22 protein-coding genes are annotated in these 23,831 nt (G+C 70.6%); 9 read left to right on the top strand and 13 right to left on the bottom strand.

Features of this window, described 5'->3' with window-relative positions:
- Positions 1–13: 13 nt before the first annotated feature.
- From E0500_RS14260 to E0500_RS14250, 3 genes are read right to left on the bottom strand one after another with little or no spacing between them, the layout of a single operon-like run.
- Positions 14–952, bottom strand: a complete 939-nt coding sequence (locus E0500_RS14260; RefSeq protein ID WP_131564505.1) for an N-acetylneuraminate synthase family protein — start codon at positions 950–952, stop codon at positions 14–16.
- Between the two features lie 12 nt (positions 953–964).
- Positions 965–2,272 carry an N-acylneuraminate cytidylyltransferase gene (locus E0500_RS14255; protein WP_131564503.1) on the bottom strand — a complete coding sequence of 436 codons (1,308 nt, stop codon included), beginning with the start codon at positions 2,270–2,272 and terminating at the stop codon, positions 965–967.
- A 44-nt stretch (positions 2,273–2,316) separates the two neighbouring features.
- The gene (locus tag E0500_RS14250) at positions 2,317–3,639 is read right to left on the bottom strand and encodes a DUF6716 putative glycosyltransferase (RefSeq protein ID WP_131564501.1); all 1,323 of its coding nucleotides are present in this window, start codon (positions 3,637–3,639) and stop codon (positions 2,317–2,319) included.
- Positions 3,640–3,837: 198 nt separating this feature from the next.
- On the opposite strand from E0500_RS14250, the gene E0500_RS14245 reads away from it, so the two are divergent.
- From E0500_RS14245 to E0500_RS14230, 4 genes are all read left to right on the top strand, one after another.
- A complete protein-coding gene (locus tag E0500_RS14245) occupies positions 3,838–4,815 on the top strand; it encodes a glycosyltransferase family 2 protein (RefSeq protein WP_131564499.1) in 978 nt (325 codons plus the stop codon).
- Positions 4,812–6,146, top strand: coding sequence for an alpha-2,8-polysialyltransferase family protein (locus tag E0500_RS14240; RefSeq protein WP_131564497.1), 1,335 nt, complete (start codon positions 4,812–4,814; stop codon positions 6,144–6,146). Before E0500_RS14245 ends, E0500_RS14240 begins: the two co-directional genes overlap by 4 nt.
- A gap of 4 nt (positions 6,147–6,150) precedes the next feature.
- Positions 6,151–7,362, top strand: a complete 1,212-nt coding sequence (locus tag E0500_RS14235) for an acyltransferase (RefSeq protein ID WP_131564495.1) — start codon at positions 6,151–6,153, stop codon at positions 7,360–7,362.
- 268 nt (positions 7,363–7,630) lie between these two features.
- Complete coding sequence (locus E0500_RS14230; RefSeq protein WP_181586993.1) at positions 7,631–8,593, top strand: class I SAM-dependent methyltransferase; 963 nt, start codon at positions 7,631–7,633, stop codon at positions 8,591–8,593.
- Between the two features lie 40 nt (positions 8,594–8,633).
- Here the strand turns inward: E0500_RS14230 and E0500_RS14225 are convergent, their stop codons facing one another.
- A complete protein-coding gene (locus tag E0500_RS14225; RefSeq protein WP_131563899.1) occupies positions 8,634–10,214 on the bottom strand; it encodes a methylmalonyl-CoA mutase in 1,581 nt (526 codons plus the stop codon).
- A 254-nt stretch (positions 10,215–10,468) separates the two neighbouring features.
- Here E0500_RS14225 and E0500_RS14220 point away from each other — a divergent pair, with 254 nt between their 5' ends.
- Positions 10,469–11,425 carry a L,D-transpeptidase family protein gene (locus tag E0500_RS14220; RefSeq protein ID WP_181586992.1) on the top strand — a complete coding sequence of 319 codons (957 nt, stop codon included), beginning with the start codon at positions 10,469–10,471 and terminating at the stop codon, positions 11,423–11,425.
- 303 nt (positions 11,426–11,728) lie between these two features.
- Here E0500_RS14220 and E0500_RS14215 read toward each other — a convergent pair whose 3' ends face one another.
- From E0500_RS14215 to E0500_RS14200, 4 genes are all read right to left on the bottom strand, one after another.
- A complete protein-coding gene (locus E0500_RS14215) occupies positions 11,729–12,739 on the bottom strand; it encodes a hypothetical protein (RefSeq protein WP_258572772.1) in 1,011 nt (336 codons plus the stop codon).
- A complete protein-coding gene (locus E0500_RS14210) occupies positions 12,739–13,401 on the bottom strand; it encodes an RNA polymerase sigma factor (protein ID WP_131563900.1) in 663 nt (220 codons plus the stop codon). The genes E0500_RS14215 and E0500_RS14210 overlap by 1 nt, the downstream gene beginning before the upstream one ends.
- 524 nt (positions 13,402–13,925) lie before the next feature.
- Complete coding sequence (locus E0500_RS14205; protein ID WP_165935009.1) at positions 13,926–14,867, bottom strand: hypothetical protein; 942 nt, start codon at positions 14,865–14,867, stop codon at positions 13,926–13,928.
- A complete protein-coding gene (locus tag E0500_RS14200) occupies positions 14,864–15,481 on the bottom strand; it encodes an RNA polymerase sigma factor (RefSeq protein WP_165935010.1) in 618 nt (205 codons plus the stop codon). The genes E0500_RS14205 and E0500_RS14200 overlap by 4 nt, the downstream gene beginning before the upstream one ends.
- 347 nt (positions 15,482–15,828) lie before the next feature.
- On the opposite strand from E0500_RS14200, the gene E0500_RS14195 reads away from it, so the two are divergent.
- Positions 15,829–17,232, top strand: coding sequence for an FG-GAP-like repeat-containing protein (locus E0500_RS14195; protein ID WP_258572771.1), 1,404 nt, complete (start codon positions 15,829–15,831; stop codon positions 17,230–17,232).
- Between the two features lie 61 nt (positions 17,233–17,293).
- Here the strand turns inward: E0500_RS14195 and E0500_RS14190 are convergent, their stop codons facing one another.
- The 5 genes from E0500_RS14190 to E0500_RS14170 all read right to left on the bottom strand — a co-directional run bounded on the left by E0500_RS14190 (position 17,294) and on the right by E0500_RS14170 (position 21,803).
- Positions 17,294–17,644, bottom strand: coding sequence for a hypothetical protein (locus tag E0500_RS14190; protein WP_131563920.1), 351 nt, complete (start codon positions 17,642–17,644; stop codon positions 17,294–17,296).
- A 274-nt stretch (positions 17,645–17,918) separates the two neighbouring features.
- Positions 17,919–18,533 (bottom strand): hypothetical protein, encoded by a 615-nt coding sequence (locus tag E0500_RS14185; RefSeq protein ID WP_131563903.1) that lies wholly within the window; start codon positions 18,531–18,533, stop codon positions 17,919–17,921.
- A 95-nt stretch (positions 18,534–18,628) separates the two neighbouring features.
- Positions 18,629–19,147, bottom strand: coding sequence for a hypothetical protein (locus E0500_RS14180; protein WP_131563904.1), 519 nt, complete (start codon positions 19,145–19,147; stop codon positions 18,629–18,631).
- A gap of 102 nt (positions 19,148–19,249) precedes the next feature.
- Positions 19,250–20,020: a DUF4328 domain-containing protein gene (locus E0500_RS14175; RefSeq protein ID WP_131563905.1), complete on the bottom strand. Its 771-nt coding sequence runs from the start codon at positions 20,018–20,020 to the stop codon at positions 19,250–19,252.
- Positions 20,021–20,195: 175 nt separating this feature from the next.
- A complete protein-coding gene (locus E0500_RS14170; protein ID WP_309505057.1) occupies positions 20,196–21,803 on the bottom strand; it encodes a glycoside hydrolase family 20 protein in 1,608 nt (535 codons plus the stop codon).
- A 224-nt stretch (positions 21,804–22,027) separates the two neighbouring features.
- Here E0500_RS14170 and E0500_RS14165 point away from each other — a divergent pair, with 224 nt between their 5' ends.
- The 3 genes from E0500_RS14165 (at position 22,028) to E0500_RS14155 (ending at position 23,830) form a co-directional block, all read left to right on the top strand.
- The gene (locus E0500_RS14165) at positions 22,028–22,663 is read left to right on the top strand and encodes a 2-oxo-4-hydroxy-4-carboxy-5-ureidoimidazoline decarboxylase (protein ID WP_181586991.1); all 636 of its coding nucleotides are present in this window, start codon (positions 22,028–22,030) and stop codon (positions 22,661–22,663) included.
- A 289-nt stretch (positions 22,664–22,952) separates the two neighbouring features.
- Positions 22,953–23,333, top strand: a complete 381-nt coding sequence (sdhC, locus tag E0500_RS14160; protein ID WP_131563907.1) for a succinate dehydrogenase, cytochrome b556 subunit — start codon at positions 22,953–22,955, stop codon at positions 23,331–23,333.
- 5 nt (positions 23,334–23,338) lie between these two features.
- Positions 23,339–23,830, top strand: a complete 492-nt coding sequence (locus E0500_RS14155; protein WP_131563908.1) for a succinate dehydrogenase hydrophobic membrane anchor subunit — start codon at positions 23,339–23,341, stop codon at positions 23,828–23,830.
- Position 23,831 lies beyond the last annotated feature (1 nt).

The following is a 23,831-nucleotide window of genomic DNA, read 5'->3' as shown; positions in this document are numbered from 1 at the left end:
GGGGTGGAGGGGATCAGACCGAGACCGGCTCGCCCGCCGCCGCGGCGATCTCCGCCTCGGCGACGACGCCCTGGACACGGCGCAGCTTCTTCATCGGGCCGAGCTCGGAGTCGTACACCTTCTTGACGCCGTCGCCGAGGGACGCCTCGATGGTGCGGATGTCGCGGACGAGGCGCGTGAGGCCCTGCGGCTCCACGGACGCGGCCTGGTCCGAGCCCCACATGGCGCGGTCGAGGGTGATGTGGCGCTCGACGAAGGTGGCGCCCAGGGCGACCGCGGCGAGCGTGGTCTGCAGGCCCGTCTCGTGACCGGAGTAGCCGATCGGGACGTTCGGGTACTCGGCCTGCAGGGTGTTGATGACGCGCAGGTTGAGCTCCTCGGCCTTCGACGGGTACGTCGACGTGGCGTGGCACAGGAGGATGTTGTCGCTGCCCAGGACCTCGACCGCGTGGCGGATCTGCTTCGGGGTCGACATGCCCGTGGAGAGGATGACCGTGCGGCCGGTGGAGCGCAGGGCGCGCAGCAGCTCGTCGTCGGTCAGGGAGGCCGAGGCCACCTTGTGGGCCGGGACGTCGAACTTCTCCAGGAAGGCGACGGCCTCGGTGTCCCACGGGGAGGCGAACCAGTCGATCCCCTTCTCCTTGCAGTGCGCGTCGATCTGGCGGTACTCGTCCTCACCGAACTCCACACGGTGGCGGTAGTCGATGTAGGTCATGCGGCCCCAGGGGGTGTCGCGCTCGATGTCCCACTGGTCGCGCGGGGTGCAGATCTCCGGCGTCCGCTTCTGGAACTTGACCGCGTCGCAGCCGGCCTCGGCGGCCACGTCGATCAGCTTGAACGCGTTCTCCAGGTCGCCGTTGTGGTTGATGCCGATCTCGCCACAGACGTAGACGGGCTGACCCGGACCGGCGGTACGCGAACCGAATGCACGCAGGCGGGAGTTGGAGCTCATGAGAAACGTTCCTTACTTGTCGAGAGGGTCGAGAGAGTCGAGAGAGGGTCCGAGGATCCAGCCGGCGATCTCTCGGATCGCGCCGTCGCCACCGGGGACGGTGGTGACCGCGCGTGCGGCGCCGCGCACGACGTCGTGGGCGCTCGCGACCGCCACGGGCCAGCCGACGAGGGCGAAGCACGGGAGGTCGTTGACGTCGTTGCCGACGTAGAGCACGCGCTCAGGCGCGATGCCCTGCTCCTCGCACCACTGCTTCAGTGCGAGGTCCTTGCGGTCGATGCCGTGGAGGACCGGAATCTTGAGCTTCCGGGCCCGGGCGGCGACCACAGGGTTCTGTTCCGTGGACAGGACCAGCATCTTCAGGCCGCTCTTGCGGAGGGCCGCGATGCCGAGGCCGTCCCCGCGGTGCACGGAGACGAACTCCCGTCCCTCGGAGTCGATCAGCACCCGGTCGTCGGTCTGGGTGCCGTCGAAGTCGAGGACGACCGCGTCGACATCCTGAGCGGTCGGCAGCGAACCGGGGAGGTCCGCGTCGAAGAGGGGAGCCAGCGCGCGGGCGCGGGCCAGGTCGTGCGGGTCGTCGATCTCCAGGACCCGCGCGGGGTCGGTGCGCACGAGTTCCGTACGGCCGAAGAAGCGGTGCTGGTGCTTGCGCAGACCGGCCGCGTCCATCGCGTAGGCGGCACCGGTCTCCAGGAGGTCCTGGGGGCGGTCCTGGCGGCGGGGGCGGAACGACTTGTCGTGGTTGACGCCGTAGCCGCCGTCGGTGTCCGTGGAGTGGGTGACCGTCGTCGTGCCACCCACGGCTCCCGTACGGGCGGGCTCGACGACCGAGGGGTCGTCGGCGGCGTCCCGCCAGATGAACCCGTGGAAGGGGGCGACAGTGAGGGCGGTGTCGGCGCCGTTCTCGACGATCGCGGCCGCGACACCGTCGATGTCCTCGCGGACGATGAACGGGCTGGTGCACTGGACCAGCAGGACGACGTCCACCGAAGCGCCGTGGCGGGCTTCGTGCGCGTCCACCGCGTGCAGGACCGCGGCCTCGGAGGTGGCGGTGTCACCCGCGATGGCGGCCGGGCGCAGCACGACCTCGGCGCCGGCCTCACGGGCGGCGGCCGCGATGGCCTGGTCGTCGGTGGAGACCACGACGTCCGTCACCAGCCGGGCGGCCCGGCACTCGCGCACGGCGCGGGCGACCAGCGGGACGCCGCCGACCGGGGCGAGGTTCTTCGCGGGGACGCCCTTGGAGCCGCCGCGCGCGGGGATCACGGCGAGCACGCGGCGTGCCGAAGCAGCCGGGCCCGCTTCCGGGTTGGGCATGGGATGTACTCCTTGCGACGGGTTCACGGCATACGCGGGCACGCTCACAGCTCCCCCATCCGCCGGATGACGGGTGCCACCCGCTGCACCCCGTGCCGGTACGCGCCGCGTGCCGCCCGGCGCACGATCTGCCGTACGGGGCTGGGCTCCTTGTCGGCGACGGGGGCCCCGGGCAGCGGTGCGCCGTCCGGGCCGAGGTGGTGGCGGGCGAGGATGCCGGGCAGGTAGCCGGGCGCGGTGACGGGCGTGTAGTACGGGTCGAGGGGCGGGAGCTCGGCGGCGAGCAGCTTGCCGATGCGGGCGCGCGCCGTGTCGAAGGCCGTCTCGTACGACCCGTAGGCGGCGACCCCCTGGCGGGTGACCCACGCGGCGTCGGGCGACGGCTCGTGCCCGGCGTCGAGCTGGTCCCAGGAGGCGAGGCAGCCGGAGCCCACGAAGTGGTGGTTGCCCAGCGCCTCGCGGATCCCCAGGTCGGTGAGGACCACGGTGGGGATACGGCGGTGCAGGGACTCCAGGGCGGCCGTGGAGCTGACCGTGACCAGCAGGTCGGTCCGGTCGAGGACCTCGCCCATGTTGCCGTACACCAGGCGGAAGTTGTCCGGCAGGTCGAGCCGCTGGGCCAGCTTCTGGTACGGCAGTTCCTCGATGTGCGTGGTGTGCTCGCCCGGCTTGGAGCGCAGTTTCAGTAACACCTCGCGCTCGGGGTGCAGCCTGGCGTGCTGGACCAGCCGGTTCAGCAGGTACGTGCGGTCCTTGCGGCTGTCCGGCACGGAGGGCTGGGCAGCGAAGACAACGGTGTAGGGGTCGTGCTTGGTGTACGGGGCGCCCCCCAGGAAGGGCAGGGCCACCTCGGTCACCGACGAGGCGTCGGCGCCCACTCCCTCGTACACGGCCCGGAACCGGTCCGCGTCCTGGCGGGAGTTGGCGAGGACGAGGTCCGCGCCGTGCCGCAGCAGCAGGCCGTCGGCGAGCTTCTCGTAGACGACACCGACGTAGCCGGTGACGACGACGGGCCGCCGGGTCCGCGCGCCCCAGGCGTTCCTCAGTCCGTGCAGCATCGCCTGGACGCCGCCCCCGACGAGGGAGAGCACGACGAGGTCGTACGGCGGCTCCTCGTCGTCGGCCGCCCCGCCCATCACCCGCAGGAACTCGACGCCGGTGACCTCGCGGAGCGAGTCCGCGCGGACGCCGACTTCTTCGAGCTGGCGGGCCGTGGGGGTGGCACGGCCCCGCAGGAGGTAGCCGTCCAGACGGATGTCCGAGTCATCCGGAGCGAGACGGTTCGCGGTGAGCGCGCCCCATTTCCACCGGGTGTCGGAATCCGCGAGAACGGCGATCCGCAGGGTCTTCCTGGTACTTGCTGGCACGCCGAAGACGCTAGGAAGCCATTTCGCCCCGCAGCCCAACCAGAATCCAACAAACGGTTAACAGCGCGTCGACGAATGGCGAATCAGGCCATGATCGGCGCGGAATATCGCCTGGTTCACGGTACCGCCACGTGTCGTTCACCTGGCATCAAGCCGGGAGTCAAGACGAATGCCGGGCCGCCCCCTAACGTCGGGCACGTGGTCAAGCTCTCCGTCATCGTGCCGTTCTACAACGTGCAGCAATACGCGCCCGACACCCTGAAGAGCCTGCGCGCCAACGCGCGGGACGACTTCGAATTCATTCTCGTCGACGACTGCTCGCGCGACGAAACCCCGGACATTCTCGCGCGTGCGGAGCGCGAGCTCCCGGGCGCGGTGTATGTCAGACACGAGAAGAACGGAGGACTGGCAACCGCCCGCAACACCGGGATCGACAAGGCGCGCGGCGAGTACCTCACGTTCCTCGACGGGGACGACTGGCTCGCCCCCGGCTACTACCCGCAGCTCCTCGCCGCAATCGAGGACCTGGGCGTCGACTTCGTCCGCACGGACCACGTCCAGTGCACCGCGCGGGCGCGCTCCATCCACCGGGTGCCGCACGGCCGGCGGGGGGTCGTACTGCGGCCGCGGGACATCATCCTGCCCGCCGACCGGTCCACGTCCGTCGACTACGCGTACGCGTGGGCCGGCGTCTACCACCGCCGGCTGGTCGACCGCGGACTGCTGCACTTCACGGACGGTCTGCGCACCGCTGAGGACCGGCCGTGGATCTGGAAGCTCCACCGGGAGGCCGAGTCCATGGCCGTGGTGGGGCTGCTCGGCGTCTACTACCGGCGCGGGGTGGCGTCCTCGCTGACCCAGATCGGGGACGTACGGCAGCTCGACTTCATTCGCGCGTTCGACCAGGTCATCACGGAAACCGCCGCCGACCCGGACGCGTCGAAACTCCTCCCGAAGGCCGTGCGCACGTACTGCGCGATCATTTCCCATCATCTGGGATCCATCGAAAGGTTCGAGCCACAGGTGGCACGGAAACTGAAGGCGATGAGCGCCGGTGCGCTGCGGCGCATGCCGCAGGACGTGCTCGACGAGGCCCTCGACTCCATGGACGTCCAGCGCGCGACGAGGCTGCGCCGGCTGCGCCGCCGTCCCGCCGCCGCGGGGGTGGCCGCGTGACCACCCAGATCTTCCTCTCCTCCACCCTGTACGGCACGGCCACGCTCGCCGCCGCGCTGGACACCGACTGCTTCGGGCCCGCGGACCGGCGGATCCTGCTGGTCTCCAACAACGCGTCGACGCCCGAGACCTCGCCCTCGCTGGACGAGATGCCCGGCTTCGAGCGGCTGCGCGGCCGGTTCGACGACGTGATCTCGTGGAACGAGACCATCTCCCCCTTCCACCCCGGCGGCTGGCAGCCCCGCCAGGACGACGCCCCGCTGTGGGAGCGGCACCTGCGGCTCGCCTGGAACCTGGGCGACGACGACATCGAGCTGGCCGTGGAGTCCATCCAGGTGCAGCCGGCGCTCGGCATCGCGCAGATCTTCATGGGCGCGCCGGTCACCGTGTACGCGGACGGCCTGATGAGTTACGGCCCCACCCGTAACAAGATCGACCCGCTGGTCGGCACCCGCGTGACCCGGCTGCTGCACCTGGACCTCGTGCCGGGTCTGACGCCGCTGCTGCTCACCGAGTTCGATGTGGAGCCCGAGATCGTCCCCACGGACGCGTTCTCGAAGGTGCTCGCCGAGCTTGAGGACACCGGCGACGCGCTGCCCGCCGTCGACGAGCCCGCGCTGCTGCTCGGCCAGTACCTCTCCGCGCTCGGCATCCTCACCGCCACCGAGGAGGAGGACCTGCACGTACGGATGCTGAAGGGCGCCGTCAAGCTGGGTCACACCCGCGTGGTGTTCAAGCCGCACCCCAGCGCCCCGGCCCGCTGGTCGCGCGGCCTGGAGAAGGAGGCGGAGAAGCTCGGCGCCGATCTGACGGTGGTCGACACGCCGGTCCTCGCCGAGGTGCTCTACCAGCGGATGCGGCCCGCCCTGGTCGTCGGCTGCTTCTCCACGGCACTGCTCACCGCGTCCGCGCTGTACGGTCTGCCGGTCGCCCGCATCGGCACGGAGACCCTGCTGGAGCGCCTGACGCCGTACGAGAACAGCAACCGCGTCCCCGTCACCATCGTGGACGCCCTGCTGCCGGAGCTGACGGACCGCGCCGCGGTGACCGAGCAGAAGCAGGGGCTCGACGCGGAGGAGCTGACCGGTCTCGTGCGGGCCGTCGGCTTCGCGATGCAGCCGAAGATCTACCCGGAGCTGCGGCCGGAGGTCGAGCGCTACCTGACGGACCGGCTGAACCAGCACACCTGGCGCTACTTCAAGCGCCGCCGCCTCACCTCGCTGGCCCTGCCCGGCGCGGTCCCGTCACAACTGGCATTCATCCCCCGCAACGCGACGGTCCGAAGAGTCGCCCGTCGCGCCCGGTCATTGAAGAGGGCGACGCTCGGTTGATCTGATGAATACACCTGCGAAGACAGCACCCCCCACCTCGTCCTCACAGGAAACGAACCCCATAGGAGCACCACGGCCGGGCATCCGGCCGGGTGACCCCTCGCGGAGAGCGGGACCGGACACGGTCCGCGTCCCGCCCCGCACCACCCGTCGGGCCGCCGCCCCACGCCTGCGCGCCCTCGACGGGCTGCGCCTGATCGCCGCCCTGATGGTCGCCGCCTATCACTACGGCGGCCGTGACGGCGAGATATCCCAGGCGTGGGGCACCTCGTCCAAACAGCAGTTCCCCACACTGCACGAGTGGTTCTCCTACGGCTGCCTCGGCGTGCAGATCTTCTTCGTGATCAGCGGCTTCGTGATCTGCATGAGCGGCTGGGGCCGGCCGCTGCGGTCCTTCTTCGTCTCCCGCGCCTCCCGGCTGCTGCCCGCGTACTGGGCGGCGGTGATCCTGGTGACGGTGGTGTTCGCGCTGCCGACGGTCGCGTACAAGGCGGTCTCGCCGAGCGACGCGCTCCTGAACCTGACCATGCTGCAACAGCCCCTGGGCGTGGACCGGGTGCTGGGCGTCTGCTGGACGCTGTGGGCGGAGGTCCGCTTCTACGTACTGTTCGCCCTGTGCGTGGTCCTGCCGGGCGTGACCCGCAGACGCGTGATCATGTTCTGCGCGTGCTGGACCCTCGCGGCCGCCATCGCCCAGTCGGCGAACGAGCCGCTGCTGGACACCGTGCTGATGCCCGAGTACGCGCCGTTCTTCATCGGCGGCATGGGCCTCTACCTGGTCCACCGCGACCGGCGTGATGTGTACGCATGGGGCATCGTGATGGTCAGCTGGCTGATCGGCCAGCATTACGCGGTCCAGGAGTTGTGGCACGCCCCCAACCCGGACGCCTTCTCCTCCCGCACGTCGTACGGCATCGTCCTCGTCGTCACGCTGGGTTTCGCGGCGGTGGCGGCGATCGCCCTCGGCTGGCTGAACCGGATCAACTGGTCCTGGCTGACGGTGGCGGGCGCGCTGACGTATCCGTTCTATCTGGTCCACGAGCACCTGGGCTGGGTCTCCGTGGATGTCCTGCACCAGGGCCTGGGCCTGTCGTCGGGCGCCACGCTCGGGCTCACCCTGCTGGGGATGCTGGTCCTCGCATGGGCGCTGCACCGCGGGGTGGAGGTACGACTGGGGCCCGCGCTGAAGAGATCGCTGGAGCGCAGCCGCGACTAGGGGGCTCCTGACGGATCTCCGCGGGAATTCCCCGGCAATCGCCGACTTCTCCGGGACGCCGCCTTGGGGACGCCTCCGGGAATCCATCGGTGATTATCGGGGAGTTTCCGCGGAATTCATCTCGCCCGTCGTTTGAGGAGCCTCACACGGGTGAGCAGCGCAGCATTCCTTGACCGCACCACAGACGTCTCATAGGTTCCAACGACTGTTCGGTCCCGCCCCGGTAACGCCAGCACGTCACGCCCACGCGAGAGAGTGTTTTCGCCTCATGACCGTTGCACCAGGCATGACCCGACCGCCCCGCGAACTCGCCGATGTCCCCGGCTGGTTCCCCGTACTCGACCAGATGCTGTTCACCTGGTTCCTGGACCGGCAGGAGGCCCGCGAAACCCGCGGAGACCTTCTCGAAGTCGGCGTGTACATGGGCAGAAGCGCGATCCTCCTGGGGCACCACCGGCAGAAGGGCGAGCAGTACACGGTGTGCGACCTCTTCGAGGGCGACGCGCCGGACGACGCGAACCGGGCCGAGGCGAACAAGTCGTACTCCCGGCTGACCCGGCAGATCTTCGAGGAGAACTACCTCTCCTTCCACGACGAGCTGCCGCGCGTCCTCCAGGGCCCGAGCTCGATCGTCCCGGACGAGGTCGACCCCCGTTCCTGCCGTTTCGTCCACATCGACGGCTCGCACCTGTACGAGCACGTGTACGGGGACATCGGCGCGGCCCACGACACCATGCTCCCCGAGGGCATCGTGGTCCTGGACGACTTCCGCTCGGAGCACACGCCCGGCGTGTCCATCGCCGCGTGGGAGGCGGTGCTCAACCGCGGGCTGCGGCCCATCTGCCTCAGCACCCAGAAGCTGTACGGCACCTGGGACGACCCGGAGCCCGTACAGGAGGAGCTCCTGGCCATGCTGCGGGAGCGCGGCGACTGCCATCTGAGCGTCCAGCCGGCGGCGGGCCACCGCATCATCCGCCTCAAGTCCAAAGGGATGTCCGCCCCGCCGTTCCCGCACTCCAGGCACTACGAGGAGACCCCGGAGACCCCGGAGACCCCGGAGCCTCCGGCTCCCGCTCCCGCTCCCGCCCCAGCTCCTCGCCCCGAGTCGGCGGCCCCGCGCCCCCGCCCTCGACGCAGCCGCGCCCGCCGGCTCGCCGTGGACCTCCTACCGCCCGTCGTCACCCGGGCCATACGCAGGGCCCGGGCGAACGGGCACCCGAGCAAGGCCTGACCGTCACCGCAGGAGAGCGCACCCGACGCGACCGCGCTACTCAGAACACATCGCTCGGCACGTAGGTCCCCCACACCTCGCGCAGGGCGTTGCACACCTCGCCCACGGTCGCCCGCGCCCGCAGGGCCTCCTTCATCGGGTAGAGGACGTTGTCCGTGCCCTCGGCGGCCTTCTTCAGGTCGGCGAGGGCCGCGTCGACGGCCGGCTGGTCACGCTCGGCACGAAGCTTGGCCAGCCGTTCGGCCTGCTGAGCCTCGATGGCCGGGTCGACGCGCAGCGGCTCGTACGGCTCCTCCTCGTCGAGCTGGAAGCGGTTGACGCCCACGACCACGCGCTCGCCCGAGTCCGTCTCCTGGGCGATCCGGTAGGCGCTGCGCTCGATCTCGTTCTTCTGGAAGCCCCGCTCGATCGCGTCGACCGCGCCGCCGAGGTCCTCGACCTTCGTCATCAGCTCCACGGCCGCGGCCTCGACGTCGTCGGTCATCTTCTCGATGACGTAGGAGCCCGCGAAGGGGTCGACGGTCGCGGTCACGTCCGTCTCGTGGGCGAGGACCTGCTGGGTACGGAGCGCCAGCCGCGCGCTCTTGTCCGTGGGGAGCGCGATGGCCTCGTCGAAGGAGTTCGTGTGCAGCGACTGGGTGCCGCCGAGGACCGCCGCCAGTCCCTGGACGGCGACCCGGACCAGGTTCACCTCCGGCTGCTGGGCGGTCAGCTGCACGCCGGCCGTCTGGGTGTGGAAGCGCAGCATCAGCGACTTGGGGTTCTTCGCGCCGAACTCCTCTCGCATCACCCGCGCCCAGATCCGCCGGGCCGCACGGAACTTGGCGACCTCTTCGAGGATGGTCGTGCGGGCCACGAAGAAGAAGGAGAGCCGGGGCGCGAAGTCGTCGACGTCCATGCCCGCCGCCACCGCCGTGCGGACGTACTCGATGCCGTCGGCGAGGGTGAACGCGATCTCCTGCGCGGGAGTCGCGCCCGCCTCCGCCATGTGGTAGCCGGAGATCGAGATCGTGTTCCACTTCGGGATCTCGGCCCTGCAGTACTTGAAGATGTCGGCGATCAGACGGAGCGAGGGCTTGGGCGGGAAGATGTACGTCCCGCGCGCGATGTACTCCTTCAGCACGTCGTTCTGGATCGTGCCGGTCAGCTTGTCCGCGCTGACACCCTGCTCCTCGGCCACCAGTTGGTAGAGGAGCAGCAGCAGCGCGGCCGGGGCGTTGATCGTCATCGAGGTCGACACCTTGTCCAGCGGGATCCCGCCGAACAGCACCCGCATGTCGTCGACCGAGTCGATCGCCACGCCCACCTTGCCGACCTCGCCGTGCGCGATCGGGGCGTCGGAGTCGTGGCCCATCTGGGTGGGCAGGTCGAAGGCGACCGACAGACCCATGGTGCCGTTGGCGATGAGCTGCTTGTAGCGGGCGTTGGACTCGGTCGCCGTCCCGAACCCGGCGTACTGGCGCATCGTCCACGGCCGTCCGGTGTACATCGACGGATAGACGCCGCGCGTGAAGGGGTACGCCCCCGGCTCGCCCAGCTTCTGAGCCGGATCCCAGCCTTCCAGGGCGTCCGGACCGTACACGGGCTCGATGGGCAGTCCGGACTCCGACTCGCGCGCCATGGTGTGCCTCCGCGTTGCTTGGTTACCCGCTGGTACGACGACCCTCGCTGACGGACTGTAGCGGCGGCCGTGCTCCCGGTGGAGGGGCCCACGCTGGGACCTTGCTCACAAGGGTCCGCCCCCTGCTCGTTCCCCACAATGTCGCGGGTTCGCGACCGGTCACGAACGGGGAACATCTCAGGGGAACATCTCAAGGGGCACAACCGGACATCGAGCGGGATCCCGGGGCACGGTGAGACGGCTGGGGGGCCGGTATGCGTATCAGGGGCATGCGGAGACCGGTGGCCGTGCTGGCGGCGCTCGTCGCGGTCGGCGGATGCACGGCCCAGTCGGTGGACGTGGAGAACGGCCGGCGCCAGCCGATACGCATCGACATCACGGCCACGCCGGACGGAGCCCGGGGAAGCGGCGAGAACGGCGACGATGCCGGTACGGACCAGAAGGGCGGGGGAAGCGAGAAGAGCGACAACGGGGACGGGAGCGGGATCGGAAGCAGGAACGGGAACGGGAACGGGAACGGCGGGAAACCGCCGACCACCTCGGCCTCCTCGCCTCCCCCGCTTCCCTCCGCTCCCCGGCCCCAGGTCCTCTGGCACCGGGGCGACAAGGGCCTTGGCATACGTGAGATACAGGCCCGGCTGCGGCAGGTCGCCTGGCTCTTCGACGGGCCCACCGGCGTGTACGACGACCTGACCGTCCAGGCCGTGAAGGGCTTCCAGGGAAAGCGCGGGCTGCCACGGACGGGCGCGACCGACAGCGTGACCTGGGCGCGGCTGCTGGCCATGACCCGGGAGCCGACCAAGTGGGAGCTGTACGCGTTCGGCGGGCAGTCGGCCGCCCAGCCCGATCCGCGGTGCATGACGGGCCGGGTGCTGTGCGTCAGCAAGACCAGCCGGACCCTGCGCTGGATGATCGACGGGCGGACGCTGTCGACGGTCGAGGTGCGGTTCGGCTCCGAGTACACGCCGACCCGCGAGGGTGTGTTCAGCGTCTCCTTCAAGTCCCGCCACCACTGGTCGACGCTCTACGACACTCCCATGCCGTACGCGATGTTCTTCAGCGGCGGCCAGGCGGTCCACTACTCCTCGGACTTCGCGGCCCGCGGCTACTACGGGGCATCCCACGGCTGCGTCAACGTGCGCGACGAGGCGAAGATAGCGGAGCTGTTCGCGCAGGTGCGGACCGGGGACAAGGTCGTCGTCTACTGGTGATCCGCTGGGGATACGAGGGAAGTGCGGGCGCGGGCGGGACCGGGGGAACGTGTCCCGCCCGCGCCGATGTGCACTGAGCTTGGGGTACGGGGGGAACCCCGGCTCTGTGCGACGGCCGATGACCAGTCGGCTCACTGAGTACTGCGCTCCGGCAGCCGAAAACGTCACACCCGGCCGGAAAAAATTCTGCCGCGCCACAAAATCGCAGGTCAGGACGGGGGCAGAGGAGAGGAGCTGACGAGGCCGCCACTGCCGTAATGGCCGTTGCCGTGATGGCCGTCGCCGCCGGGCACGGTGCCGGAGCTAGTCGTCGTTCCCTTGGCCGTTACCGCCCTTGCCCTGGGCGCCGTTGCCCTTGCCGTTGTTCCCCTGGCCGTTGTTGCCTTGACCGTTGTTGCCTTGGTCGTCATTGCCTTGACCGTTGTTGCCCTGGCCGGAGCCCGTACCGCCGTTACCGGTGGTGCCGGCCTTGCCCGAGGAGCCCGTGCCGGTGCGGCCGCCCTGGCTGCCCAGGATGGCCGCGCAGTACTGCTTCACCTTGCTCTTGCCGCCCGCCGCGTCCTCCAGGTTGCGCATGCGGCCGAGACCCAGGTTCTTGCCGTCCCTGATGTCGCGGCAGGCCGTGAGAGCCCCACCGCGCCATCCGCGGCCGGTGCCCTGCCAGTCCTTCCCGGAATTCTTGGAGCCCGGCTGCTGGGAGCGGTCACCACCGTGGGCCGAATCGTTCCGGGCGCCCCCGGGGTTCGCTCGGCCCGTGCCGTCGCCGGGAGACGGTTCACCGGACGACCCGTTCGCGGTGGACTCGGGCGACGGCGACACGAACGGCCGGTCCGGCGGCGCCGGAGCCGACACCGTCGAGGCGGGCTCCGGCCGGTCGTCACGGAACGGAGTCGGCAGGACACCGGTTCCTGCCGCGACGGCGACCCCGCCGAGCATCCCGGCGGCCAGCGCCGCGGCCATCGCGAACCGCACGGGACGGCCCCAGCGGGCCCGCCGCTCCTCCGGCTCAGGCCACCCGAACCGCACCAGACCGGCGTCGGCGGACCCCTCCGTGGCATCCGTACGGCCACGGCTGGAGAGTGTCGTGTCCTCGCCGTCCCGCTCCGCACGCGCTTTTCGGAAGGCGGCCAACGCCGCTTCCTCGCCGGGGAGTTCGGCATCCGTGGAGGGAAGGTCGGCGGTCAGTGCGTCCAGGGCCCCGGTGAGCCGGCCAACGGCTGTGCGGGCGTCGGCATCGACGGCTTCGAGCGGCTCACCACGCAGCAGGCTCTCCGCGGCGTCGCGGTCAAGCCACTTGTACTGCTCGTCGGCCATCACATGTCCTTCTGCGTCCGCGACCGGATATGCGTCACACCGGCGGACGTCACCGCGCGTGTCCGCGGTTCTCTCTGTGGGGGTACGGCGTCGAGCGAACCGGTTGATTCCGGGTCCGCGCCGAGCAGCTCCGCGAGCCGCTTCAGTCCGCGGTGGGCGGCGGTGCGCACGGCGCCGGGCCGCTTGCCCAGGGTCTCGGCGGCCGTCTTGGCGTCGAGGCCCACGACGACGCGCAGGACGACCGCCTCCGCCTGGTCCTGCGGGAGCTGGGCTATCAGTGAGAGCGTGCGGTCGGTGGCGAGCGCCTCGATGGCCTCGCCCGCCGTGTCCGACTCGCCGGCCTTTCCGGTCAGTTCGGTCTCGTCACCACCGATCGCCGGGCGCCGGCCGCGCATGCGTATGAGGTCGAGCGCGCGGTTGCGGGCGATACGGGCGGCCCAGCCCCGGAACCGGTCCGCGTCCCCGCTGAACCGCTCCAGGTCCCTGGCTATCTGCAACCACGCCTCGGAGGTGACGTCCTCCGCGTCCGGGTCGCCGACCAGTGTCCGAACGTATCCGAGCAGTCTTGGGTGCACCGCGCGGTACACAGTCCGGAACGCGGTCTCGTCCCCGTCCTGTGCCGCAAGTACGGCGGCGGTCAGCTCCGCGTCGTCCCCCAGCACCTGCGCGCGCCCCTTTTTGCGCCTAAACCGGCGCCGCTCTCGCGGATCCGGTTCTCGCCGTCGTGGTTCCTCAATTGATGGTTGCGGTTTACAGGCCGTAGGTGGTTGCGGTGGTCGTCCGCCCCCCGCGCTCCGGCGCGAAACGCACGTTACGGCCTGAAACCGCTCCCCGTCCATGTCCGTCGAGCCTGCAACTAACTCGTGATGCCCTGGGGTGTGACAGAAAACGAGCCCACGGCGCTGTAGAGAGTACGGGTCGCCGCGCGGCCCGTGCCGTGCGACGGCCGGGGCCTCTCCTGTGGGGGGTGGCGGCCCCGGCCGTTGCCGTCGGCGGAGTTGGCCGGGTGTCTTGCAGGTACGGGGGTCTTGCGAGCACGCCGGCCTTACTTCTTTCCGGACTTCCTGGATTATCTGAACTACCTGGACTTCCCGAACTTCTTGGACCACTCGGACTTCCCGAGTTCCCCGGACTTCCTGGACTGTCTGAACTGTCCGGTCTTTCGGGATGTTTCCGGCGCTGGACGCTAGTCCTTCTTGGACTTCCCCGTCTCGGGAGTCGCGGCGCGCGTGGAGGCGGCGGGGTCGCCCGCGCCTCCGGTACCGCCCGTGCCGCCAGTGCCTCCGGTGCCGCCCGTGCCACCCCCGGCGCTGGACGCTGCTGACGGGCCCGCGCTGTTGCCCTGACCCTGACCCTGGCCCGGGCTCTGCCCCTGCCCCTGCCCGTTGTTGTCGCCGTCGCTCTCGCTCAACTGCTCGGCGCAGTACGCGCGCACGTTCGCCTCGCCGCCCGCCGCGTCGATCAGGTGCCGCCAGGCGGTGGCCTCCATGGCCTTGCCGCGCCGCTTGACCTTCTCGTAGGCACGGCAGTGGGCCTCGGTGTCCTTGGCCTGCGAGGGGTGGTCCGAGGGGACGCCCGGCGGAGAAGCTCCCGGAGTGGGCACCACCGCGCCGACCGATTCCGACGGCGTGGCCGTGGGCCGCTCGGGGGCACGGCTCGACGGGCCGCCGCGCCCGTTCCCCTCGCCGTCGCGGTCGCTGTCCGACGAGACGCCGATCGCGGCCACGGCGACTCCGCCGAGGGTCACGCTGGCCAGCAGCGCCGCGAGCGTGGCCCGCAGCGAACGCCCGGCCCGCCGCTCGACGTGGGGACTCCAGTCGTCGCGTCGCCGGGTGTGGGCCGTGTGGGCCCCCCGCGCGCGTGCCGCCCGGAACGCCGCGACGGCCTGCGCCTCGCGCTCGCTGTCCACGTGACCGGCCCGCACGGCGGCGAGGAGCACGTCCACAGCGGCGGACGAGGCGCCCGTGGGGAAGTCCCCGCCCGTGGGGAAGTCCCCGCCCGTGGGGAAGTCCCGCGGGGCGTCCGCCCCGGGACGCGCGAAGTGGTGGCCGGATGGCGTGCTGTCGCCCTGTTGTCCGCCCATGCCCACGTCACCTCCACCCGACGGCAGCCTGTCGTCGCCGTTCATCTCGACTCCCCCAGCGTCTGGGGGCCCTCATCCGTCACACCCTCCCCGCCGAGCAGCCGCGCGAGGCGTTTGAGGCCACGGTGAGCGGCGGTACGAACCGCGCCCGGGCGCTTGCCCAGAACGCGGGCGGCGGCGGGCCCGTCCAGGCCGACCACCACCCGCAGCAGCACGGCTTCCGCCTGGTCGCGAGGCAGCCGGGCCACCAGTTCCAGGGCGTGCTGGGTGGCGAGGGACTCCAGGGCCTGCTCGTAGGTGCTGTGGGTGCCGGGCAGGTCGAGGACGTCGTTCTCCAGCGCGGTCGCCCGGGGTCGTACCTTCTGCCGGCGCAGATGGTCCAGGGCCCGGTGCCGGGCGATGGTCGCGGTCCACCCGCGGAAGCCCGCGCCGTCCCCCTTGAACCGCCCGAGGTCCCGCGCGATCTCCAGCCACGCGTCGGACGCGACATCCTCCGCGTCGTTGCCGACCAGACCCCTCAGATAGCCGAGCAGGCCCGGCTGGACGATCCGGTACGCCACGGCGAAGGCGGCCTCGTCCCCCTCCTGGGCCCGCGCGACCGCAGCCCCCAGCTCCCCGTCGTACGCCTGTACACGACGGGGTTCCCCTTGCTGGCCCACCACTGTCCTCGTTTGCACCGAGATCGAGTTCCGCGTCCTCCGGTCCGGCCGGACGTGGTCACATCCGGCCGCGCCCACGCCCTCCAAGGTCATCAGCGTCGGGCCTCACAGAAATGTCACAGTTCCCCGGCGGCCCCAGGCGTCGCACGAACCGGTCACCTGAAGGTCATCTCCTGGTGATGTCGCACACATCTGGTGTTCTCGATGATGATGTGAAGCCCTCCCTGTGTGCTCAATGGAGGGCTGCCCGTACGCCGGGCGGTTTGTTTGTGTGGCTTTTCCAGGGGTCGGGGATTTGGGTGGGGAGAATGAGTCGTCGTAGGACTCACGCGTACAAGCCGCTCGGCATGAGGCGGAGAGCGTGGCTGACGCTGGGGGCCGTCGTGATGGGCGGGTCGGGCGTAGTGACGTACGCCGTCGCCAGTCCGGGCGGCGGGCCGACCGCCGACTACACGGGAGACGGCGTCAGTGACCTCGTGGCCGCCACACCCGAGACCGGCAGCGGCTGGATCACCCTCGTGCCGGGCGGCGCCGGCGCCCCCGTCTCCTCGTCGAAGCTCCGCCTCAACCAGGCGAGTCCGGGTGTCCCGGGCGCCGCGGAGTCCGGCGACCAGTGGGGCGCGGCCACCGCGTGGGGCGACATCAACGGCGACGGCTACGCGGACCTCGCGATCGGCGCGCCCGGCGAGGACGACACCACCGGGCACAAGGACCGGGGGGCGGTGACGATCCTGTACGGCCCGAAGTTCGACACGGACGCGGACACCATGGCGCTGGGCGACGACTACAACCCCAACAGCGCGAAGTTCGGCTCGACCGTGGCCGTGGGCGACTTCAACTCCGACGGCAGGGCCGACGTCTTCACCGCGGCCACCGGCACCGGCGGCAACTGGGCCGCCCGCTTCGACGACGGCCACGAGGTGGCGGGCGACCTCACGACGGTGACCGGCTCCCTGGCCTACGCCGACGCCACGACCGGTGACTTCAACCGGGACGGCTACGCGGACGTGGCCCTCAACTACCGTGACGCGTCCGGCGTCGGCAAGGTCGTCTGGTTCAAGGGCTCCAAGTCGCTGGGTCTGACCAAGGTGTCCACCCTCAGCGTCAAGGGCGGCCGCTCCATCGCCTCGGGCGACATGAACGGCGACGGCTACGACGACATCGTCATCGGCCAGCCGTACACCTCCGAGTCCGGGGCCAAGGCGGGCGGCCAGGTCACGATGGTCCTGGGATCGTCCACCGGCTTCACCACCACCGGCATGAAGACGATCCACCAGGACACGAGCGGCGTGGCGGGCGCCGCCGAGGCGGGCGACGCCTTCGGCACCTCCGTCTCGGTGGGGGACTTCAACGCCGACGGCTACGCGGACGTCCTGACCGGCGCCCCGAACGAGGACATCACCCGCGACGGGAAGAACCGCTCCAACGCGGGCGCGGTCTGGCTCCTCAAGGGCACGTCCTCCGGCCTGACGGGCACGGGCTCGCTGTCCCTCTCCCAGGACTCCCCCAACGTCCCCGGCGCCACCGAGACCGACGACAAGTTCGGCTCCGCCGTCTCACTGACCGACCTCACGGGCGACGGCTACGCCGACCTCACCATCGGCACCGAGGGCGAGGACAACGGCAACGGCACCCTCCTCTGGGTCCCGGTCCCGAACGGCACGGTCACGACGACCAAGTCGACGTACTACGGGCTGACGCAGTTGGGGACGTCGACGGGGGGCAGGTTGGGCCAGGTACTGACGCCGTAGCGCGCCGGTCACTGGTTCAGGCGGGACTGGTTCAGGCGGGACTAGTTCAGGCGGGACTGGTTCAGGCGGGGGCGAACCCACCCAACGCGTCCAGACAGAGCAACCGCAGCGACCCCTCACCCGCATAACACCGCCGGGCCTCATCGATCGGATCCCACAACCGACCGTCCGGCGTCCGCACCCACAGGTCCCCGCCCTCCGACACCCACTCCCCACCACTCTCGCGGACGATCACCTCACCCGCATACGCGCCGAAGCCCCGCAGCACCCGCTCGGCAGCAGCCCACGGCGTACCCTCCCGCCGTATCGCCTCGATCATCCGGTCCACCCGCCACAGACTCCGCGCCGAGTAGTCGAGACGCACCCGCGCCCCTTCGCGCATCGTCCCCACCACGTCAGCCGCCCACCGAATGGGCTTGCCCGCGGAATGGTGCCGTGTCCCGTTCTGCGTCCCTGTCGTCGCTGTCGTGGCTGTCGTGGCTGTCGCCGCCGTCCCCGTCGTCGTCGCCGTCCATGCCGTCTGCTGTGCGTCGTTCACACTCGGAAGAGCGCCCTCCGCGCGCGACGCGTCACACGAATCCGGCGGATGCGCGACACCGGCGCGGAAACGCCACAGCGACCGCAGGAAGGTCACAAGATCCTTGCGCCATAAGGGGTTTGCCCTGCGGCCAACACCCCGTCACGTATCAGACCCTGCCCCGCGCCCGCCGTGACACGACCGCCCGCAACACCCGCCGCCCCTCCGTCGACACGTCGAGTGCCTGCCGCACCCCGTTCGCCCCGTGCCCGGCGAGCAGTTCCAACACGGTGACCTGACGGCGCAGTTCGGCGGCGACGAGCGGGGACATGCCCTCCGTACGCCCCTCACGGCGGGCCGTCACCGACGAACCGCCCTCCTCCGAGCCCTTGTCCATGGGGTCGAGCAGCCGGTGTATCCGCAGGGCGGCCACCGAACAGCCGTCGGCCCACTCCCGGAACGCCCTCGCGGACCGCTCACCGGGCACGGCGGCGAGCATCCGCCGGGCGAGCAGAGCGGCCTCGTCCTCGACGGAACCACTGCCGGGACCACCGCCGGGACCACCGCCCTCGCCCCAGGCGTCCCCCACGTCCAACTCCCCGCGCACCTTGGTGACCCGCTCTTCCCAGTCGCCCCAGGCGTCCGCGCCCGCGAGGCTCGCCCACAGCGGGCGCAGCACCTCGTCGTCGCCTCCGAGCAGTGGAACGCAGCGATCCAAACAAGCCAGTCCGCTGGCGGCCAGCCCGCGTTCGTCGGCCTGTGCGATCAGTTCCACCAGGCTCATCACGCCTCCTCGAACTCGCTCGAACTCGCTCGACTGGGCGCCTGCGCTTGATGGAGCCCGCACTTCCCCTTACTGCGTGCGACGGCCCGGGAGTGTCACAGGGGTACGACCCCGAGCCGGTCCAGTAACTGGAACAGCAGGTTTTCGGCCACCGGAGCGGCCGGGTCGGGCTCCATGGCCAGCAGGTCGGCGAGCCGCTCGGCACTCGCGGTGTGCCCGGCCTCCGCGGCCCAGGCGACGGCCCGCTCGGCGGCGTCGTGCGGCTCCAGGAAGTAGTCCTCGACGGTGAGCCCGTCGTCGGCGCCGCCCAGGTACCCGGCCATGGCCCCGCGTGCCAGACACGTGGTCCAGCCGCCGCTCTCGGGGGCGGCGGCCTCGACCGCCACGCAGTCGCTGTTCATGACATAGCCGAAGAGCGCGGGCGCCCCGGTCTCGCGGGCGAGCGCCTGCATGCTCCCGACGTCACCGGAGCCGTCCTGGTTCGTGTACTCCCAGACCTGCCAGCCGTCGTCCCCCGTCGAGAGCAGCGACATGCCCTCGGCCCCCGCCAGCGCGTCGAGCTCCACGAGCGGCCGCTCGCTTCTGCCCACGACGTAGTAGCCCCAGTAGCCCATCCCGGCTCCCCCCGTCATCTCGGCACGACTCGCGCCGACTCCACCACAGGCGTACGGCAGTTCGCCCCCGGAATCGGGCAATCCGCCCCGGCGCACCCGCGGTCAGCCGGAGACGGGCACGGGCGCGCCCGGCCCGCTGCGCGCCTTGGTGTCCTGCATGCGTGTCAGGGTGAGCACGAAGATGATCGCGAGGACGGCGGCGACGACGTCGACCACGTCCGCGAACAGGATCTGCCCCACGGCCCGCGCGATCTCCGGCGCCGTCTCGGCCCTGCGGTACGCGGTGGAGGCGAGCCCCCCGGCGACCTGACTGATCACCCAGGCGGCCCACCAGGCGTTCACGAGCGCGTGCGAGCGGGGCGCGTTCCAGGGGGTGCTCGCGTCCCAGATGTCGAGCGCGATCCGGCGCGGGAACCACAGGTTCACGATCGGCACGAACCAGCCGCCCACCGCCCAGCCGCGCTTCTTGCGGTGCCCGAACGGGTGGAACACCTCGGCGTTCACCCGCACCCGGTGGAACCAGACGAGGAAGACGACGGCGGTGGAGAGCAGAGCGGCCGTCTGCACGGACCCGGCCGCCGCGAACAGCGAGTCCGCGGAGTCGGCCCTGCGCTGCACAGCGGCACCGGTTTCACCGTCGGCAATGTCGCCGATCACGTCGTACGACACGAGGTCCGACCAGATCGCGAACAGATCGGCGGCGACGACCGCGCCGAGCAGCACGGCGACGGCCCGGCCGAGACCGACGGGCGAGCTCAGCCAGGCGCCGCGCCCGTGCGGCGGGGCCACGGGCGCGGCGCCGGCCGCGGCGCACTGTGCGCAGATGACCCCGTCAGGTGTGGCGTCGAAGTGTCGGCACCGCGTGCAGAGCATGGTGAAGTGGCCCCCGTGTCGGATCGGACAGAACCGCACGGGGCCCTCCCCAGAACCTCACGCGCGGCACGCGGAACATACGGCGCACCGGCCGCGCACGTCCACCGGTTTCAGACTCCCCCGGCTGCGCACGTCCACCGGTTTCAGCCCGTACGAACGCCCGGCGCGCCACGCGTCAGCTGACCCGCTCCGCCAGCTTCTGGAACTCCGCCCAGGACAGGGTGGGCTTCCCCGGATCCCACAGCTTCTGGCTCAGCGCCCGCAGCGGCATCCGTACGCCCGCCGCCACCTGCGCCTCGGTCTGGGAGTTCGACAGGTCGCACCACACCGCGAAGGACCCGCCCAGGATCTGGTCGTCGTACTGCTCGGCCACCGGTGTCGTGCCGCGCAGCACGAGCGGGGTCCACTGCTCGTAGATCCGCTCGCCGGTCGGGTAGACGAACTCGTTGGGTTCGCCGAGGACGTAGTACAGGAACTCGTCGTTGTAGTTGACCACCCGGCGTCCGGCGCTCAGGTATTCGTCCGGCTGCCGGGCCCCGATCTCCTTGCCGGTCCAGTACGCGACCTGGATGTCGCGCGACGGCTGCACCTTGGTGTCGCGGAAGAACCCGTCGTTCCAGGCCCGCATCGTCCGGTCGTGCTTGCGGATCGTGTCGGCCCGGTCGTCCATCCAGCCCGTCGCCAGGTCGGCCACGGTCGCCCCCGCCCCGTACCGGGCCCGTGCCGCGGCCGCCAGCTGCGGATACGAGGTCTCGGGGTCCGAGACCATCAGTGCCCTGTACTCGTCGGCGCCGAGGTGCCAGTAGGGCCCGGGGAACAGATCCGCGTACTCGTTCAGCAGATCGTCGACGATCTTGGCCGCCGCGGGCTTGGAGATGTCCACCGCGCCGGAGGCGGCCACGCCGCTCGCGTTGCGCAGCTGCAGGTCCGGGTAGGCGGCGATCACCGCGCCCAGGTGGCCCGGCGAGTCGATCTCGGGGACGACCTTGATGTGGCGGCTCGCCGCGAGGTCCACGATGCGCCGCACCTGCGCCTTGGTGAGGTGCTGCTTCGACACCACCTCGGGGTGCGTGTCCGACTCGATGCGGAAGCCCTGGTCGTCGGAGAAGTGCAGCCCGAGCTGGTTGTACTTCAGGTCGCCGAGCTCACGGATGCGGTCCTCGATCCAGCCCGCCGTGAAGTGCTTGCGCGCGGTGTCCAGCATGAACCCGCGCTGGGGCTTGGCCGGCTCGTCCCGTACGACGCCCTCGGACGCCGTACCGCCGTCGCGCACCTCCTGTTTGAGGGTGCGCGTGCCGTAGAAGACGCCCGTGTCGGTGGCCGCGGAGATCCGTACGCGCCCGTTCCGCACGGTCATCGTGTACGCCTCGGAGTTCGGCTGGTTCTTGCCGGTCAGCGTCAGCTGTACGTCCCCGTCGCAGGGCTCGGCCTCTCCGGCGTACGTGAGACCCAGCTCACGGGCGGTGAGCTTGCCCTCGTCGGCCAGCTTCTTGTCGCCGATCACAAGCCGGGCGCCGTCGGAGGGTCGCCAGCCGGGGCCACGGGCGGGCGTGTGCTCACGCACCGCCGGGATCGTCTTGGGCTTCTGGGACATCGGGTACGAACGCGACGGCGAGGACGACGCGGACGGGGAGGGGCAGTCGCTGCTCCCCGCACCCACCCCCGTCGGCTGGGAAGCGTTCGTCTCCCCCGTGCCACCGCCCGGCCAGACGGTCACACCGAACACGACGGCACCCCCCGCCAGAGCAACCCCCACGAAGGGAAGCAACCACTTGGGCGCCACGGGCGTCCTTCTACGGGGTGCCCGGCGCCGACCACGGTTCACGACGCGCCTCCGGTTGCTCTTTCTATCCGCATTCGCCCCATTGCACGTACCTCCACTCACGCACCTCCGCCGTCGAACCTACGACGTCCATCCAGCCCGACTGTCCACCACGGTTTCCGAAACTCTTCCCTCCGGGTGAATTTCGGGCATCGTTCAGACAGTCGTTGACCGCCCTCGATAACGTGACGGCACATCTCACACCCCACCCCCAGCCGACCCGTACGCGAGGTCCACAAGACCTCGCCACACACCGCCGAGGACCCACGCTGCCTTCGCACCGTCTTCCGCACCTCCCCGGCCAGGTCGCCTTCCCGGAGCAGCCCCGCACCGCCCCCGGCCCCATGGCCCTGGAGGGGTTCAACACCGCGCCCGCCACCGACGCCGAGCAGGCCCTCCTCACCTGCTGCCGGAGTCCGCGCTGGGCCCACCGCGTCGCCGAGCACAGGCCCTACCCGGACCTGGAGGCGCTCCTCGCCGCGGCCGACGAGGCGTCCTACGACCTGACGCCCGCCGACGTCGCCGAGGCCCTGGCCGCCGAGTCACTCACCCTGCTCCCGGCCGGCGCGTACTCCGCCGCCCATACCGCACTGAGCGCCGCACACGCCGCGTACGAGAGCCGCTTCGGGCACGTCTTCGTGATCTGCCTGGACGACATCCCCGCCGCGGAGGCCCTCGACCGGGTCCTCACCGGCATCCGGTCACGATTGACAAACGATCCGGAGGAAGAACGCCTCCTGGCAGCGGAGGAGCTCCGCCGCCTGGCACGGGGAAGGCTGAGAAGGATCGTAGGGGACTTTTCATCCCAGCCGGTGCCTTAGGGACGCGGAGCGCCTTTTAGGGGCGCGGGGCTGTTTCTGATATGCGGCTCCGCCGCGTGGGCGCGACCAGCCACAATCAACCCGCACCCGACAAAAAAGACAAACCCCCACCCCGGAAGCCGCCCACCACTACCCCGTACGCATGCCTGTTTGATCACACCCACGGCCCCCGAGTAAGCACCACAGGCACACGTCGCTACGATGCTGGGGGCCGGTGGACCGTACCCGGCCGGGCCCGACCGACACAGAAGCCGGCAGGCCCCAGTCCCCGCTCCCGGAGGGTTCTTCCGTGCCGGCTGGAACGCTGTACCGCGGCCGGGAAGGAATGTGGTCCTGGGTGGCTCATCGAGTCACCGGCGTCCTCATCTTCTTCTTCCTGTTCGTACACGTGCTGGACACCGCTCTCGTGCGTGTCTCCCCCGAGGCCTACGACACCGTCGTGGCCACGTACAAGACGCCTCTCGTCGCGCTGCTGGAATACGGCCTCGTCGCCGCCATTCTCTTCCACGCGCTCAACGGCCTGCGCGTCATCGCCGTCGACTTCTGGGCCAAGGGCCCGCGCTACCAGAAGCAGATGCTCTGGACCGTCGTCGGCGTCTGGCTCGTGCTGATGATCGGGGCGCTGTACCCCGTCCTCGGCCACGCCGTTCGTGAAGTCTTCGGGAGCTGAGGCACATGTCCACCACTGAGACCACCGAATCCGGAATCGGCCCGGTAGAGGGCGCGGGCGAGCTGTCGGGCTACAGCCCCGAGAACCCGGCTCCCGTCATCGAGCCGCCCCGCAAGCGCACCACGAAGACCCCGAAGTCGACCCGCGGCAACTTCGAGATGTACGGCTGGCTGTTCATGCGCCTGTCCGGCATCGTCCTGGTCGTCCTGGTCATCGGCCACCTGCTGATCCAGCTCGTCCTCGACGGCGGCGTCTCCAAGATCGGCTTCGCGTTCGTCGCGGGCCGCTGGGCCTCGCCGTTCTGGCAGACCTGGGACCTGCTGATGCTGTGGCTGGCGATGCTGCACGGCGCGAACGGCCTGCGCACGATCATCAACGACTACGCGGAGCGCCCGAACACGCGCCTGTGGCTGAAGGGCCTGCTGTACACCGCCACGGTGTTCACCATCCTGCTGGGCACGCTGGTGATCTTCACCTTCGACCCGAACATCCGCTAGG

The organism is Streptomyces sp. KM273126 (assembly GCF_004337435.2).
In the GTDB taxonomy this organism is placed as follows: domain Bacteria; phylum Actinomycetota; class Actinomycetes; order Streptomycetales; family Streptomycetaceae; genus Streptomyces; species Streptomyces acidicola.
The sequence above is the reverse complement of the archived record's forward strand: the minus strand, read 5'-3'. Positions and strand labels throughout refer to the sequence as shown.

Bases quoted from the DNA above. Each gene is read 5' to 3' on its own strand.
- E0500_RS14180 (WP_131563904.1), bottom strand. From the start codon at position 19,147: ATGGGCTACTGGGGCTACTACGTCGTGGGCAGAAGCGAGCGGCCGCTC.
- E0500_RS14175 (WP_131563905.1), bottom strand. From the start codon at position 20,020: ATGCTCTGCACGCGGTGCCGACACTTCGACGCCACACCTGACGGGGTC.
- E0500_RS14215 (WP_258572772.1), bottom strand. From the start codon at position 12,739: ATGGCCGACGAGCAGTACAAGTGGCTTGACCGCGACGCCGCGGAGAGC.
- E0500_RS14195 (WP_258572771.1), top strand. From the start codon at position 15,829: ATGAGGCGGAGAGCGTGGCTGACGCTGGGGGCCGTCGTGATGGGCGGG.
- E0500_RS14255 (WP_131564503.1), bottom strand. From the start codon at position 2,272: ATGCCCAACCCGGAAGCGGGCCCGGCTGCTTCGGCACGCCGCGTGCTC.
- E0500_RS14155 (WP_131563908.1), top strand. From the start codon at position 23,339: ATGTCCACCACTGAGACCACCGAATCCGGAATCGGCCCGGTAGAGGGC.
- E0500_RS14225 (WP_131563899.1), bottom strand. From the start codon at position 10,214: ATGGCGCGCGAGTCGGAGTCCGGACTGCCCATCGAGCCCGTGTACGGT.
- E0500_RS14205 (WP_165935009.1), bottom strand. From the start codon at position 14,867: ATGAACGGCGACGACAGGCTGCCGTCGGGTGGAGGTGACGTGGGCATG.
- E0500_RS14260 (WP_131564505.1), bottom strand. From the start codon at position 952: ATGAGCTCCAACTCCCGCCTGCGTGCATTCGGTTCGCGTACCGCCGGT.
- E0500_RS14235 (WP_131564495.1), top strand. From the start codon at position 6,151: ATGAATACACCTGCGAAGACAGCACCCCCCACCTCGTCCTCACAGGAA.
- E0500_RS14230 (WP_181586993.1), top strand. From the start codon at position 7,631: ATGACCGTTGCACCAGGCATGACCCGACCGCCCCGCGAACTCGCCGAT.
- E0500_RS14220 (WP_181586992.1), top strand. From the start codon at position 10,469: ATGCGTATCAGGGGCATGCGGAGACCGGTGGCCGTGCTGGCGGCGCTC.
- E0500_RS14185 (WP_131563903.1), bottom strand. From the start codon at position 18,533: ATGAGCCTGGTGGAACTGATCGCACAGGCCGACGAACGCGGGCTGGCC.